Consider the following 13,345-nt stretch of genomic DNA (forward strand, 5'->3'; position numbering starts at 1 on the left):
ACATGAGGGCGGTTGTCGATCTGGCTTGCTGCCGGACGACCAGTTCATGCGAAACCCACATGACAGGAGAAACCACCATGCCAAATGCCATCCACCCGGACGAAGCCCGCATTCGCCAACTGCACAACGAGTTCGAGGCTGCCATCAAGGCCAAGGATCTGGACCGGATCATGGCCCAGTACGCACCAGACGTGGTCGCCTTCGATGCGGTCGGCGCACTGCAATTCAGCGGTGTGCCCGAGTACCACGCCCACTGGAAGCGCTGTTTCGAGTTCTGCCAAGGCGAGGGCTTTTTTGAGGTGCATGACTTGCACATCGAGGTCGGCGGCGACCTCGCCTACAGCCGCATGCTCAACCATTGCGGGGGTACCAACGAACAAGGTCAGCTGCAGACCGCCTGGATGCGCGGCAGCCGGGTTTGGCGCCGGCAGGATGGCGAGTGGCGGGTCGTGCATGAGCATTTCTCCATGCCGTTCGACATGGAAACTGGGCAGGTCAGTTTCAGCGAGGCGCCGGCGCAGCAACAGGGGCAGGCGTAGCGGATGCGTTCGTCGCCTGGCAAGGCAGGGTACGTGGCGGGCTGCTAGCGTTGCTGCGTCAGCGGCAGACGGAGCCCGCCCATGAACTACCTGTGCCTCATCTATTACGACGAACAGCACGTCGAGACCATGACCGACGAGCAGTGGCATGCGCTGGTCGAGCGGTGCCTGGCGTGCGGCGAGCGGCTGCGCGCCAGCGGCCACATGCTGGCCGGAGAGCCGTTGCAATCGGTACGCACGGCGCGCACGGTCAGGGTGCGCGACGGTGCAGCGTCAGTCGTTGACGGGCCTTTCGCTGAAACGCGCGAACAGCTGGCAGGCTTCTACCTGATCCAGGCGGAAGATGCGGACGAAGCCGCCGAAATCGCCGCGACCTTGCCGCCCGCAGCATTTGGCAGCATCGAGGTGCGCCCGCTGCGTCAGCTGCCGCAGCGTTAGGGATGCCCGCCCAGGCGACCAATGTCGCGGCGCGCATCGAGCATCTCTACCGGAGCGAGTCGAGGCGCGTGCTGGCGACCCTGATCCGACTGCTCGGTGATTTCGATCGCGCCGAAGAGGCGCTGCACGACGCCTTCGCCGCCGCTGTCCAGCAGTGGCCGCGCGATGGCGTGCCGGCGAGCCCGCGCGCCTGGTTGGTGTCGGCTGGACGATTCAAGGCCATCGACGCCCTGCGCCGGCGCATGCGCTTCGATGCCTCGTTGCAGCAGCTCGCCGATCAGCTCGAGCAGGCGGCGCCGGGGGAGGTGGACGAGGTGGACGATGATCGTCTGCGGCTGATCTTCACCTGCTGCCATCCGGCATTGCCGCCTGATGCGCAGGTCGCCCTGACGCTGCGACAGGTCTGCGACTTGACTACCGACGAGATCGCCCGCGCCTTTCTCGTTGCGCCCGCGACCATCGCCCAACGCATCGTTCGCGCCAAGGCGCGCATTCGTGAGGCGCGGCTGCCTTATCACGTGCCGGACCGCGACGAGCTGCCGGAGCGGCTGGATAGCGTGCTGCGAGTGATTTATCTGGTGTTCAACGAAGGCTATTGCGCCACGGGCGGCGATGCGCTGACCCGCGCCGACCTCTGCCGTGAGGCAATTCGTCTGGGTCGCTTGCTCGAGCATCTGCTGCCGAATCCGGAAGTGAGCGGGCTGCTGGCGCTGATGTTGCTGCACGAAGCCCGCCGCTCGGCGCGGGTCGATGCCGCTGGGGATCTGGTGCGGCTCGAGGATCAGGACCGCAGCCTATGGGAGCCGGCCATCATCGCGGAGGGTCTGGCGCTAGTACGGCAGGCATTCAGAACTGGCCGCCCTGGCCCCTACGCCTTGCAAGCGGCCATCATCGGCGTGCATGCCGAGGCCCCCAGTGCGCCGGAGACCGACTGGCAGCAGATCATCAGGCTCTACGATGTGCTGCTGTGCGTCAGTCCATCACCGACCATCGAACTGAACCGTGCCGTGGCGCTGGCCATGCACGACGGCCCTGCGGCCGGTATGGCCGTTCTCGACCACATCGAGGCCCGCGCCCTGTTGAAGGATAACCACCTGCTACACGCCGCGCGTGCCGACTTCTGCTACCAACTCGGCCGCCTGGACGAAGCGCGCCGGGCTTACCGAACCGCACTGTCTCTCGCCCGGCTCGAATCGGAGAGGCGTTTTCTGCAGCGTCGGCTTGACTCATTGGGGCGATAGCGAAGGGAGGCTTGTCCCGGATGCGCAGTTAGCGATTTGGCTAAACGCCCGTGAACGGGTCCGCATAGCCCGTTATCGATTTGGGCTAGGGTGCTGTGTTTTTGCGGCGCCCCCGTCAGGCCTATCGGTGCGTCGAACCCGCAGCTCACTCAAGGACGAAACATGCGGCTTCTTTTTTTGGCGATCTTCGCTTTGCTGTCCGCATTGGCTGCTAAAGACGCCATCAGTCGTGCCGCCTCGCTTATGGCCACCGTCCCGGACGCGCAAGAGCTTGTCCAAGAACGTATCACTGTTAAAAGCGTGAAAACGGGGCAGTACTGCAGGGTGCTCCGCCGTGGCGAGCGCCTGTGCGACTGGAGGATGGTGCTTGTCACTGATCGGCAGCGGGAAATACGGATGTTTCTCGCACCGTTGCTCGATGCGAACGACGGCCGCTATGCATTGCTGCAGGCAGGCGACGAGCTCAACGTAGGGCTACGGGGTGACGTTGCGTACACCATTACCCGAACCGCTTCGCCAGCCCCGCTTCCAGGCTTACCCCGTACCGCTACGTTGCTCGATATGGTGCAACTGAAGGCGTGGCATAAGTCGCTTCTATGGCGAGACGGCGGACGCCTGTTGGCCGACATACTTGTGTTGGCCCTGGCCTACGTAATGATCAAACGGATGCGCTTCCCGAGCCGCGCGCTTGTCTTGTATCTCTTGTGCGCGGTGCTTGTATCCGCGGTTTCGGTCTGGAGCCTCCGTCCGAGGCCAATGCCGGCGCTTCGCAGCCTGGTTGATCAGCCCGTTACGGTTGCGGCATTTGGCGAGAAACTGAGCTGTCGTAGTGGTTGGCTCAGCACCCATCGCCGTTGCGAGCCGCAGAGCTTTATCGCGGATACAGAAGGAAGAATCTGGCCGCTGGCCTACCGCGATACCGTCATGCTGCCCATTGAGCGTGGGCAGGATGTGTTGCTCGGCACCCATGAAGGTTTTATCTATCGGATCAAACCACCGATCCAGTCCAAAAAAGCTCAAGGGACCTGCAGCTTTCGAGATCACCCGACCGCCTTGCAACGAAAGGTTGTATGGATGTGTGATGACGAAGCTGAACGGCTGGTGCGCCAACGCGATTTTGTTGGTCAGTTCATCGCTCGAATCGATCGAGGCCGGATAAAGCGGGAGCTGCTTCAATTCGACTGGACCCAGGCCGCTTACAACGAACAAGAGCGAAAACACAGGCACCGGATGTTCATCGGAGCCTATATCCCGCTGATCGCCTGGTTTCTTACCTTTGTGGTGCTTTCGTATGGAAGGACTGACCAGGACTGAGCGGTGCTCCCAGGCTCTCTAGCGAATCAGTTGCCTCGATACGATGGGTACGTAGGGGCAAGTTCCACGCGGCGCCTGTTGCAGGCGCCGCGATCGCGCTAGCGGTTGGCTGCGCTGTCGAACACCTCACGATCCAGCTCGTTCTCGCTGCGGCCGATCAGGGTCGTCGTCATCAGGTCACCAGCGACATTGACGGTGGTGCGGGCCATGTCGAGGATGCGGTCGATGCCGGCGATCAGCGCTACGCCTTCGAGCGGCAAGCCGGCGGAGGTCAGGACCAGGCCGAGCATGATCAGCCCGGCGCCGGGGATGCCGGCCGTGCCGATCGAGGCGAGCGTCGCGGTAAGGATGATCATCAGGTATTGCCCGGCGCTGAGGTCGATACCGAAGGCCTGCGCGATGAACAGGGCCAGCACGCCCTGATAGATGGCCGTGCCATCCATGTTGATGGTCGCGCCGACCGGCAGCACGAAGCCCGCGACGCCTTCGGAGACACCCAGGTTCTTGCGGGCGCACTCGATGGAGACGGGCAGCGTGCCGGCGCTGCTCGAGGTGCTGAAGGCGACCGCCAGGGCGGGCGCAATGCCTTGCAGGAAGCGCAGCGGGCTGAGCCGGCCGACCAGCCCCAGCAGGCCACCGTAAACGACCAGTACATGGGCGATGCTGGCGAGATAAATCACACCGATCACCCCGGCGAGCGGCAGCAAGACTTCCGCCCCATGGCTGCCGACCACCCCGGCAGTCAGCGCGAATACGCCGATGGGGGCGACGCGCATCACCAGGTCGGTGAGCTTGTAAAAGGTTTCGGCCAGGCCGTCGAACAGGCGCACCGCCGGGGCTGCGCGCTCGCCGACCAGGTTCATGCTGACGCCCATCGCGATGGCGAAGACGATGATCTGCAGGATGTTGCCTTCAGAGAAGGCGGTCACCGGATTGCTCGGCACCAACCCGACGAGGATGCTCACCAGCGATGGCGCCTCCTTGGTTTCGGCCGTGCCGCTGGCAACCATGTTCATCCCTTCACCCGGGCTGAACAGGGCGCCGAACAGCAGGCCGATGCTGACCGCGAAGGCGGTGGTCACTAGATAGACGACGATGGTCTTGACGCTGATGCGGCCGAGCTTGGCGCTGTCTTTCATCGAGGTGATGCCGGCTACCAGCGAGACGAACACCAGCGGCACGAAGAGCATCTTGATCGCGTTGAGGAACAGCGTGCCGATCGGCGCCAGGACAAGGGCGTCCTGCTTGAATGCCAGGCCGACGGCGATGCCGAGGGCCAGGCCAATGAGGATCTGCTGCCAGAGGGCCAGGCGGCCGAGCAGGCGGAAGGGTGTACGCAGGGTGGTGCTCTGGTTCATGCGGGTACCTTGTTGTTCTTATTGAAAGAAGGGCCGCCGATCGCGGCCCGGATGCAAGCGCGCCCGACGAGTCGGGCGCGTGAAACGGGGGTCAGGCCTTCAGCGGGACAAGCCGCGGGGCGATCATGTTTTCCGGTCGCAGGATGTCGTCGAGCGTGGCGTCGTCGAGCAGTTGCTCCTCACGCACCAGCTCCAGCACGCCGCGCCCGCTGAGCAGCGCCTGGCCAGCGATGCGGGTGGCATTCTCGTAGCCGATGTAGGGGTTGAGCGCGGTGATCAGGCCGATGGAGTTTTCCATCAGGCGGCGGCAGTGGTCTTCGTTCGCTGTGATGCCGACGATGCAGTGCTCGCGCAGCATGTCCATGGCGCGCTGCAGCAGGCGGATCGAATCGAACAGTTTGAAGGCGATCAGCGGCTCCATCACGTTGAGCTGCAGCTGGCCGGCCTCGGCGGCCATGGTCAGCGCCAGGTCGTTGCCGATCACCTCGAAGGCGACTTGGTTGACCGCTTCGGGAATCACCGGGTTGACCTTGCCCGGCATGATCGAGCTGCCCGGCTGGCGCGCTGGCAGGTTGATCTCGTTGATACCGGTGCGCGGGCCGCTGGAGAGCAGACGCAGGTCATTGCAGATCTTCGACAGCTTCACCGCCAGGCGCTTGAGCATGCTGGAGAAGGTAACGAAGGCGCCCATGTCGGAGGTGGCTTCGATCAGGTCGGCAGCGGGTTTCAGCGGGTGCCCGCTGATGGTCGCCAGGCGTTGCACGGCCAGGGCCTGATAGTTGGGGTCGGCATTGATGCCAGTGCCGATGGCGGTGCCGCCAAGGTTCACTTCGACCAGCAGCTGCGGCGCAATCAGGCGCAGGTGCTCGAGGTCTTCGCCAAGCGTGGTGGCAAAGGCGCGGAATTCCTGACCGAGGGTCATCGGCACGGCATCCTGCAGCTGGGTGCGGCCCATTTTCAGGATGTGGGCGAATTCGCCGGACTTCTCGGCGAACGCCTGCACCAGGCTGTCGAGGCTGGCCAGCAGGGTGTCGTGGCCGAGCAGCAGGCCGAGGCGGATGGCGGTGGGGTAGGCGTCGTTGGTCGACTGCGCCATGTTCACGTCATTGTTCGGGTGCAGGTGGCGATATTCACCCTTGGCGTGGCCCATGTATTCGAGTGCGAGGTTGGCGATCACCTCGTTGGCGTTCATGTTGGTCGAGGTGCCGGCGCCGCCCTGGATCATGTCGACGACGAACTGCTCGTGGTGCTCGCCGCGAATCAGGTGCGCACAGGCCTGGCTGATCGCCACATGTTTGGCATCGCTGAGGTGACCGAGCTCGCGGTTGGCGTCTGCGGCGGCCTGCTTGACCATCGCCAACGCCACGACCAGCTTGGGAAAGTGCGAAAGCGGCACGCCGGAGAGGTGAAAGTTGCGCACCGCGCGCAGGGTCTGGATGCCGTAGTAGGCGTCGGCGGGGACTTCAAGGGAGCCAAGCAGGTCTTTTTCAAGCCGGAAGGATGCAGCGGAGGACATGAGGTTCTCATCCGAGAGAAAAACGGCATTTGCCGCGAAGGCCGCTACCATAGGGGTTCAAGGTGATGCTCGGCCAATGCCGTTGGGTGTTGGGTCATGCAGGATCGGCATAACGATGCTGTGACGCCGTTTCGCTGGCGAGCGTTATCGAGTTGTGCGTCGCTTGTCCCACCGCCCGGAGCTGGCATGAACATCGAAACGAAATGGCTGGAAGACTTCGTCGCCCTGGCCGCCACCCGCAGCTTTTCCCAGGCCGCCGAGCGGCGCTTCGTCACCCAGCCGGCATTCAGTCGGCGTATCCGCAGCCTGGAGAATTGCCTCGGCCTGACCTTGGTCAACCGTGCGCGCACGCCGGTCGAGTTGACCGAGGCGGGGCAGCTGTTTCTGGTGACCGCGCGCAACATGATCGACCAGCTCGGCGAAGCGGTGCATTACCTGCACAACCTCGAAGGTCAGCGCGGCGAAGTGCTGCAGATCGCCGCCGCTCACTCGCTGGCGCTCGGCTTCTTTCCCGAGTGGCTGGCCCGCCTGCGCCAGGATGGAGTGCCGGTGAACAGCCGACTGGTGGCGACCAACGTCGGTGAGGCCGTGCATTCGCTGCGCGAGGGTACGTGCGACCTGATCCTCGCCTACTACGATCCGGAAGCCGCGCTGCAGATGGACCCGGAGCTGTTTCCCTCGTTGTCGCTCGGGCGCACAGAGATCGTCCCGGTCTGCGCGGTGGATGCCGGCGGCGAGCCGCTGTTCGATCCGGATAGCGGGCAGACGGTCCCGTTGCTGGCCTACACCGCGGGTGCCTCGCTCGGCCGCTCGGTCAACCTGTTGCTGCGCCAGCGTGGGCTGCGCGCGACGACGCTCTACGAAACCGCCATGGCCGACAGCCTCAAGAGCATGGCCATGCAGCGCCTCGGTCTGGCCTGGGTGCCGCGCCTGAGCGTGACCGCCGAACTCGAACGTGGCGAATTGGTGGTTTGCGGTGGCGAGCAGTGGCGTGTGCCGCTGGAAATCCGTCTGTATCGCTGTGCGCTGGTGCGCAAGGCGCCGGTCCGGCTGCTCTGGCGCAAGCTCGAAGCGGGAGCGGGGCAGACCGGCGAAGGGTAAGCGAGCGGCTAACCGATCTGCTTGTCACAACCCGGACGCAGCCGCCGCCTTGTCGGCCGGTGGGGTACTGACCGGACGGGGGTTGCGCTATACTCCCCGGCCCTCTCGACGGCCGGCAATCGCCAGGCCGCGAGGCATTCCAGGCCACGCTCTATAGCGTGGTTTGTCGTTATTGATGCGCCCCTAAGGCGCCGATGAGAGGCACGATGATGAGCGCACTGGTAGGCGTGATCATGGGCTCCAAGTCCGACTGGTCAACCCTGAGCCACACCGCCGATATGCTGGAAAAGCTCGGCATACCGCACGAAGTCACCGTGGTGTCCGCGCACCGCACCCCCGATCTGCTCTTCCAGTACGCCGAACAGGCTGAACAGCGTGGCCTGCGGGTGATCATCGCCGGTGCGGGCGGTGCCGCCCATCTTCCGGGCATGTGCGCGGCCAAGACTCACCTGCCGGTGCTCGGCGTGCCTGTGCAGTCATCGATGCTTTCAGGCGTTGATTCGCTGCTGTCCATTGTGCAGATGCCAGCCGGTGTGCCGGTCGCGACCCTGGCCATTGGCAAAGCGGGCGCCATCAACGCTGCGCTGCTCTCGGCCAGCATCCTGGGCCATGAATTCCCCGAGTATCACGTGGCGCTGAAGAAATTCCGCGACGAACAGACCCAGACCGTGCTCGATAACCCGGACCCGAGGGACGCGTAAATGAAGATTGGCGTGATCGGTGGCGGCCAGCTGGGCCGCATGCTGGCCCTGGCGGGCACACCGCTGGGCATGAACTTCGCGTTTCTCGACCCGGCGCCGGATGCCTGTGCCGCCGCGCTCGGCGAGCACCTGCGTGCCGATTATGGCGATCAGGATCATCTGCGCCAGTTGGCCGATGAGGTCGACCTGGTGACTTTTGAATTCGAGAGCGTGCCGGCCGAAACCGTCGCCTTTCTCTCGCAGTTCGTACCGGTCTACCCCAGCGCCGAGGCGCTGCGCATCGCTCGCGATCGCTGGTTCGAAAAGTCCATGTTCAAGGATCTCGGCATTCCCACCCCGGAATTTGCCGACATTCAGTCGCAGCAAGATCTCGACGCCGCGGCAGCCAGCATCGGCCTACCGGCTGTGCTCAAGACGCGGACCCTGGGCTACGACGGCAAGGGTCAGAAGGTCCTGCGCAAACCGGCCGACGTTACCGGCGCCTTTGCGGAACTGGGCAGCGTGCCCTGCATCCTCGAAGGCTTCGTGCCGTTCAGTGGCGAAGTCTCGCTGATCGCGGTGCGGGGTCGTGACGGCGAAACCTGTTTCTATCCCCTGGTTCACAATACCCATGAGGACGGCATCCTCAGGCTCTCGGTTGCCAGTAGCAACCATCCGCTGCAGGCGTTGGCCGAGGACTATCTAGGTCGCGTGCTCAAGCAGCTCGACTATGTCGGCGTGCTGGCGTTCGAGTTCTTCGAGGTAGACGGTGGCCTCAAGGCCAACGAGATCGCGCCGCGTGTGCACAACTCCGGGCACTGGACCATCGAAGGCGCCGAATGCAGCCAGTTCGAGAATCACCTGCGCGCGGTGACCGGCCTGCCACTGGGCTCGACAGCGAAGCTGGGCGAGAGCGCCATGCTCAACTTCATCGGTGAAGTGCCGCCGGTGGACAAGGTCATTTCCGTTGAGGATTGCCACCTGCATCACTATGGCAAGGCCTTCAAAGCGGGGCGCAAGGTTGGCCACGCCACGTTGCGCTGCCCGGATCGCGCGACCCTTGACCGGCAGGTTACGGCGGTCGAGTCGCTGATCAAACGTAACTGAGCTCCCGGCCGTCTGGCTCGCCGCACCGGTTTCCGAACTGGCTGGCGCGGCGCCGGTCCGAAATTGGGTAACGCCAATATCGGACCTTAGGAGACTGCCAATGGGCATCATCGGAACAATCATCATCGGCCTGATCGTGGGCCTGATCGCACGCTTCCTGAAACCGGGCAACGACAGCATGGGCTGGATCATGACCATCCTGCTGGGTATCGGCGGTTCGTTGCTGGCGACTTACGGTGGCCAGGCGCTCGGCCTCTACGAGGCAGGCGAGGGTGCAGGGTTTATCGGTGCCGTGATCGGTGCAATCATCCTTCTGGTGATCTACGGTATGGTGACCGGCCGTAAACACTGATCCGCACGGGGCCGTCTCCGGCGGCCCGTTTCCCATCGACCAGTCGACCTCCATGCGCCTCACCGCCCTCTTTCTGCTGCTCTGCGCCACCTTCACCCATGCCGCCCCGGCCGAACTCGACTGGCTCGAACTGATGCCGGCCGAAGATCGCCAGGCGCTGGAAGACATGCCCGAGATCGCGCACGACACACCCGAGGCGGACGGCTTCAGCGACGAGGGTGGACTCAAGCAAGGCGCCGGCCTGCCGGAGGTGATGTATTCGGCCAAAACCGTGCCGGCCCTGGCGGGCAAGCAGATTCGCCTGGGTGGTTATCCCGTCCCGCTGGAAACCGACGCAAAAGGGCGCGCCATCGAGTTCTTCCTCGTACCCTACCCGGGCGCCTGCATCCACGTTCCACCGCCACCGCCGAACCAGATCGTGATGGTGCGATACCCGGCTGGCATCCTGCTGGACGACATCTACGCGCCGCTATGGGTCGACGGTACGCTGGCAATCGAACCGGTCAGCAATGAACTGGCGGATGCCGCCTACGCCATTGCCGCTAGCAGCGTCACGCTCGTCGACGAGGACGATCCCTAGCCGATGCGTCAGTCTGGGGCTCTTGATCCGCAGCTGCGCCAGGCGTTTCGCAATCTGGCAGCACTGACGGAGGGGATCGACACGGCGGTTTACCAGGCATTCGGCAAGGACCCGCTGGAGCCCATCATCGGGCTCGGCCCAGGCGACGCCCCCGTCGCCTTTCTCGGGCGTGACCCGGGGCGCGAGGAGGTGCGCCATGGCGAGCCGTTCGTTGGCAGCGGCGGGCAGCTGGTGCGGCGTGCGCTTCATCGCCATCTTTACGCAACCGAGTCGCCCAGCTTCGAGGCGAGCCTGGCGGTGGGAGCCGACTTCTTCTGGCTTAACACCGTGCCCTACAAACCGCTGGGCAATCGCGCATGGTCGATGGCGGTCAAGCGCCGCTTTCATCCGTTGATGCGACGTTTGCTGCTGGAACGTTGGGAGGGCGAAGACGTTGTCACACTCGGGCGCGAGGCCTTTCTCTGGTTCGGCCTCGATGCGACGCCCGCCGATCGTCAGCGGCTGGAGGCCTACTGGCAGCGTGAGGACAGGTTCAGCTCATGTTGCGAGATCATGCTCGACACCGGGCAAGGCAGACGCCAGCTGCGCCTGCACCCACTGCCACACCCCTCGCCACGCAATCTCGCCTGGTACAGCCGCTTCCCCGGGTTGCTCGATGCGCGGCTGACGCAGCTACTGCCCAGGCGATAGCGCTCAGCTGGCGCTTGGCTCGACGCCGATCGCAACGCTGAGCGTATGGCTGGCTCCGGGCGCGAGCTGCACGACATCGTCCATGACATTGGCCGTCTCGATGCAAAGCATCCGCTGCCAAGCGTCGTCGGCGAATTGCGAGAGGCGCTGCGACTTGTCGATCCAGGGGTTCCACAGCACGGCCGAGCGCGACCCCTCGACCTCTAACCTGATGCGCCTGTTCGCTGCTGGATCATGCAGGGCCAGGCTGGCTGGAACGTCGAGGTAAATGCGGTCAGTCTCGCCAGCGAAGCGCAGGTCGCCTTGTTGTTCGCGGCGCTGCCAGCCGTCGAGCGTCTCGATGTAGGGCAGGCCATCGAGGCCCTCGACCACCACCTGGTGGATGTCGCTGATGGCGAAATAACTGTGCAGTGCCTGGGACAGCGCCACGGGTTGGTGCCCGCGATTATGGCTGGTCAATGACAGATGCAGCCGGTCGTCGAGGCGAATCTTCAGCTCCGCCCTAACCTCGTGAGGCCAGCCGGGAAGATTGCCGGGGCAGGCGAAGATCAGGGATGCGCCCTCGTCATCGCTGTCGCTGCTCTGCAGTGTCCAGTCGATGCCGCGAACCAGCCCGTGTGCTGGCGGTTCGCTGCTGTGGTAGGCGTTCTGCACGGCTTGAGGGTTGCGCTTCAGGTCACCGAACCAAGGCCAGCAGACCGGTACGCCGCCGCGCACCGGTTGGCCGCGCAGAAAGGCGGCCTGCTCGCTCAGCCAGATGACCGGCTGGCCGTCCGCACCGCGGTAGCTGAGTACCTGTGCGCCCTGCTCGGCGACTACCAGCTCGGCATCGCCGCGGCGGATACGCCAGCAAGCGAGTTGGTCCATTTCGATGCGCTGGATGTCGACGGGCATAGGTGCTCTCGCGAGGGTAATGAATGAATAGCTCTGACCCTGCCGGCGCCGCGGGATTCCAGAACGGCGCGGTGAGAGGGGCAGGCGGGGCGCCGCGCGGGCGGGCCCCGACGGGGCGTGATCAGCGGCCCTGGCAGGCGTCGACGCGCAGCCAGCGCTCGATCAACTTGAACCCCTGCATCAGCACGAAGGCGATAACCAGATAGATCAGGCCGGCAGTGAGGAACATCTCTTCGTGCATGTAGGTGCGGGCGGCGATCTTGCGCGCCATGCCGGTCAATTCCAGTAGCGTGATGGTGCTCGCCAGCGCGCTGGCCTTGAGCATCAGGATCACCTCATTGCTATAGGCCGGCAGGCCGATACGCGCCGCACGGGGCAGGATGATGTGCCAAAGCGCCTGGCTACGTGACATGCCCAGCGCCCGTGCCGCCTCGACCTCACCCGCAGGCACGTTCTGGATCGCGCCGCGAAGGATCTCCGCGATATAGGCCGCGGTGTGCAGCGTCATGGTGATGATGGCGCACCAGTAAGGATCACGTAGGTAAGGCCAGAGCACGCTGTTGCGGACCGCCTCGAACTGCGCCATGCCGTAGTACACCAGGAAGAGCTGGACCAGCAACGGCGTACCACGGAAGAAAAAGATGTAGCCGTAGGGCAGGGCGCGCACGGCCAGCATGCGGGACGAGCGGGCAATGCCCAGCGGCAGGGCGAGAATCAGGCCGGCAATGACCGAGACCCCGACCAGTTGCAGGGTCAGCCAGGCGCCTTCGAGAAAGCTCGGCAGCCACTTGATGAATAGCTCCCAGCTCATGCGGCGCTCCTGACAAAGCCGCGACCGGCCCGTTTTTCTAGGAAATACATGCCCGTCATGGCAATGACCGTCAGGCCCAGGTAGATGAGTGCGGCAACGACGAAGAACGTGAAGGGTTCCTTGCTCGCGGTCACGGCGATCTGAGAGCTGCGCATGATCTCTTCCAGGCCGATGACCGATACGAGCGCCGTGTCTTTCATCAGAATCATGAACAGGTTGCCGAGGCCAGGCAGGGCCAGGCGCCACATTTGCGGCAGGATCAGGCGCAGAAAGATGCGTCGCTTACCCAAGCCCAACGCGAGACCGGCTTCCCGGTGACCCTTCGGGATCGCCAGCAAAGCACCGCGGAAGACTTCCGTGGCATAGGCGCCGAAGCACAGGCCGAGGGCGATGGTGCCTGCAGCGAAGGGGCTCAGGGCGAGGTTCTCGATGCCAAAAAGCTCACCGATACCGCGCACCAGGCCAATGGTGCCGAAATAGATCAGCAGCACCCAGAGCAGCTCGGGGACGCCGCGGACAATCGTCGAGTACGTGCCGCCGACCCAGCGCAGGGCGGCAAACGGGGACGTTTTGGCCAGCGCGCCGAGCAGGCCCAGCACCAGGCCGAGGGCGAGCGCCGCAAGGGCCAGTTGGATGGTCATCCAGGTGCCGGCGACCAGCGCCGGACCGAATCCGTGAAGATCGAGAATCATATGGGCTCAAACATCAAAGCCCGACCTACCAA

General features: G+C 64.3%; 15 protein-coding genes. 10 read left to right on the plus strand and 5 right to left on the minus strand.

What is annotated here, in order from left to right; translation table 11 throughout:
* Positions 1-77 precede the first annotated feature (77 nt).
* From M1D78_RS00915 to M1D78_RS00930, 4 genes are all read left to right on the plus strand, one after another.
* Entirely contained in the window at positions 78-539 is a 462-nt protein-coding gene (locus M1D78_RS00915; protein WP_437422427.1) for a YybH family protein, read from the plus strand.
* An 81-nt stretch (positions 540-620) separates the two neighbouring features.
* The gene (locus M1D78_RS00920; protein WP_437422426.1) at positions 621-977 is read left to right on the plus strand and encodes a YciI family protein; all 357 of its coding nucleotides are present in this window, start codon (positions 621-623) and stop codon (positions 975-977) included.
* A gap of 2 nt (positions 978-979) precedes the next feature.
* Positions 980-2,218: an RNA polymerase sigma factor gene (locus M1D78_RS00925; RefSeq protein WP_437422425.1), complete on the plus strand. Its 1,239-nt coding sequence runs from the start codon at positions 980-982 to the stop codon at positions 2,216-2,218.
* A gap of 162 nt (positions 2,219-2,380) precedes the next feature.
* Positions 2,381-3,532, plus strand: a complete 1,152-nt coding sequence (locus M1D78_RS00930) for a hypothetical protein (protein WP_437422424.1) — start codon at positions 2,381-2,383, stop codon at positions 3,530-3,532.
* Positions 3,533-3,630: 98 nt separating this feature from the next.
* On the opposite strand, the gene M1D78_RS00935 is transcribed toward M1D78_RS00930, so the two are convergent.
* Together M1D78_RS00935 and M1D78_RS00940 are read right to left on the minus strand one after the other, a co-directional pair.
* Positions 3,631-4,890 (minus strand): dicarboxylate/amino acid:cation symporter, encoded by a 1,260-nt coding sequence (locus tag M1D78_RS00935; RefSeq protein ID WP_437422423.1) that lies wholly within the window; start codon positions 4,888-4,890, stop codon positions 3,631-3,633.
* 91 nt (positions 4,891-4,981) lie between these two features.
* On the minus strand, positions 4,982-6,406 hold the full coding sequence (locus M1D78_RS00940) for an aspartate ammonia-lyase (RefSeq protein WP_437422422.1): 1,425 nt from the start codon (positions 6,404-6,406) through the stop codon (positions 4,982-4,984).
* A gap of 186 nt (positions 6,407-6,592) precedes the next feature.
* Here M1D78_RS00940 and M1D78_RS00945 point away from each other — a divergent pair, with 186 nt between their 5' ends.
* The 6 genes from M1D78_RS00945 (at position 6,593) to M1D78_RS00970 (ending at position 10,916) form a co-directional block, all read left to right on the plus strand.
* Positions 6,593-7,507 carry a LysR substrate-binding domain-containing protein gene (locus M1D78_RS00945; RefSeq protein WP_437422421.1) on the plus strand — a complete coding sequence of 305 codons (915 nt, stop codon included), beginning with the start codon at positions 6,593-6,595 and terminating at the stop codon, positions 7,505-7,507.
* Between the two features lie 209 nt (positions 7,508-7,716).
* Positions 7,717-8,208 (plus strand): 5-(carboxyamino)imidazole ribonucleotide mutase, encoded by a 492-nt coding sequence (gene purE, locus M1D78_RS00950; protein WP_243604353.1) that lies wholly within the window; start codon positions 7,717-7,719, stop codon positions 8,206-8,208.
* Complete coding sequence (locus tag M1D78_RS00955) at positions 8,209-9,294, plus strand: 5-(carboxyamino)imidazole ribonucleotide synthase (protein WP_437422420.1); 1,086 nt, start codon at positions 8,209-8,211, stop codon at positions 9,292-9,294.
* 100 nt (positions 9,295-9,394) lie between these two features.
* Positions 9,395-9,646, plus strand: a complete 252-nt coding sequence (locus tag M1D78_RS00960) for a GlsB/YeaQ/YmgE family stress response membrane protein (protein ID WP_243604351.1) — start codon at positions 9,395-9,397, stop codon at positions 9,644-9,646.
* 52 nt (positions 9,647-9,698) lie between these two features.
* Positions 9,699-10,226, plus strand: a complete 528-nt coding sequence (locus M1D78_RS00965) for a DUF3299 domain-containing protein (protein ID WP_437422419.1) — start codon at positions 9,699-9,701, stop codon at positions 10,224-10,226.
* A gap of 3 nt (positions 10,227-10,229) precedes the next feature.
* The gene (locus M1D78_RS00970; protein ID WP_437422418.1) at positions 10,230-10,916 is read left to right on the plus strand and encodes a uracil-DNA glycosylase family protein; all 687 of its coding nucleotides are present in this window, start codon (positions 10,230-10,232) and stop codon (positions 10,914-10,916) included.
* Between the two features lie 3 nt (positions 10,917-10,919).
* Here the strand turns inward: M1D78_RS00970 and M1D78_RS00975 are convergent, their stop codons facing one another.
* The 3 genes from M1D78_RS00975 to M1D78_RS00985 all read right to left on the minus strand — a co-directional run bounded on the left by M1D78_RS00975 (position 10,920) and on the right by M1D78_RS00985 (position 13,313).
* A complete protein-coding gene (locus tag M1D78_RS00975; protein WP_437422417.1) occupies positions 10,920-11,810 on the minus strand; it encodes a D-hexose-6-phosphate mutarotase in 891 nt (296 codons plus the stop codon).
* A 121-nt stretch (positions 11,811-11,931) separates the two neighbouring features.
* The gene (locus tag M1D78_RS00980) at positions 11,932-12,621 is read right to left on the minus strand and encodes an ABC transporter permease (RefSeq protein ID WP_437422416.1); all 690 of its coding nucleotides are present in this window, start codon (positions 12,619-12,621) and stop codon (positions 11,932-11,934) included.
* Complete coding sequence (locus M1D78_RS00985; RefSeq protein WP_437422415.1) at positions 12,618-13,313, minus strand: ABC transporter permease; 696 nt, start codon at positions 13,311-13,313, stop codon at positions 12,618-12,620. Before M1D78_RS00985 ends, M1D78_RS00980 begins: the two co-directional genes overlap by 4 nt.
* Positions 13,314-13,345 lie beyond the last annotated feature (32 nt).

Source organism: Pseudomonas sp. SA195 (assembly GCF_054131565.1).

Excerpts from the sequence above, each read along its gene's own strand:
- M1D78_RS00980 (WP_437422416.1), bottom strand. The coding sequence starts at position 12,621 with ATGAGCTGGGAGCTATTCATCAAGTGGCTGCCGAGCTTTCTCGAAGGC.
- M1D78_RS00960 (WP_243604351.1), top strand. The coding sequence starts at position 9,395 with ATGGGCATCATCGGAACAATCATCATCGGCCTGATCGTGGGCCTGATC.
- M1D78_RS00940 (WP_437422422.1), bottom strand. The coding sequence starts at position 6,406 with ATGTCCTCCGCTGCATCCTTCCGGCTTGAAAAAGACCTGCTTGGCTCC.
- M1D78_RS00935 (WP_437422423.1), bottom strand. The coding sequence starts at position 4,890 with ATGAACCAGAGCACCACCCTGCGTACACCCTTCCGCCTGCTCGGCCGC.
- M1D78_RS00975 (WP_437422417.1), bottom strand. The coding sequence starts at position 11,810 with ATGCCCGTCGACATCCAGCGCATCGAAATGGACCAACTCGCTTGCTGG.
- M1D78_RS00955 (WP_437422420.1), top strand. The coding sequence starts at position 8,209 with ATGAAGATTGGCGTGATCGGTGGCGGCCAGCTGGGCCGCATGCTGGCC.
- M1D78_RS00925 (WP_437422425.1), top strand. The coding sequence starts at position 980 with ATGCCCGCCCAGGCGACCAATGTCGCGGCGCGCATCGAGCATCTCTAC.
- M1D78_RS00970 (WP_437422418.1), top strand. The coding sequence starts at position 10,230 with ATGCGTCAGTCTGGGGCTCTTGATCCGCAGCTGCGCCAGGCGTTTCGC.
- M1D78_RS00965 (WP_437422419.1), top strand. The coding sequence starts at position 9,699 with ATGCGCCTCACCGCCCTCTTTCTGCTGCTCTGCGCCACCTTCACCCAT.
- purE (WP_243604353.1), top strand. The coding sequence starts at position 7,717 with ATGAGCGCACTGGTAGGCGTGATCATGGGCTCCAAGTCCGACTGGTCA.
- M1D78_RS00915 (WP_437422427.1), top strand. The coding sequence starts at position 78 with ATGCCAAATGCCATCCACCCGGACGAAGCCCGCATTCGCCAACTGCAC.
- M1D78_RS00920 (WP_437422426.1), top strand. The coding sequence starts at position 621 with ATGAACTACCTGTGCCTCATCTATTACGACGAACAGCACGTCGAGACC.
- M1D78_RS00945 (WP_437422421.1), top strand. The coding sequence starts at position 6,593 with ATGAACATCGAAACGAAATGGCTGGAAGACTTCGTCGCCCTGGCCGCC.
- M1D78_RS00985 (WP_437422415.1), bottom strand. The coding sequence starts at position 13,313 with ATGATTCTCGATCTTCACGGATTCGGTCCGGCGCTGGTCGCCGGCACC.
- M1D78_RS00930 (WP_437422424.1), top strand. The coding sequence starts at position 2,381 with ATGCGGCTTCTTTTTTTGGCGATCTTCGCTTTGCTGTCCGCATTGGCT.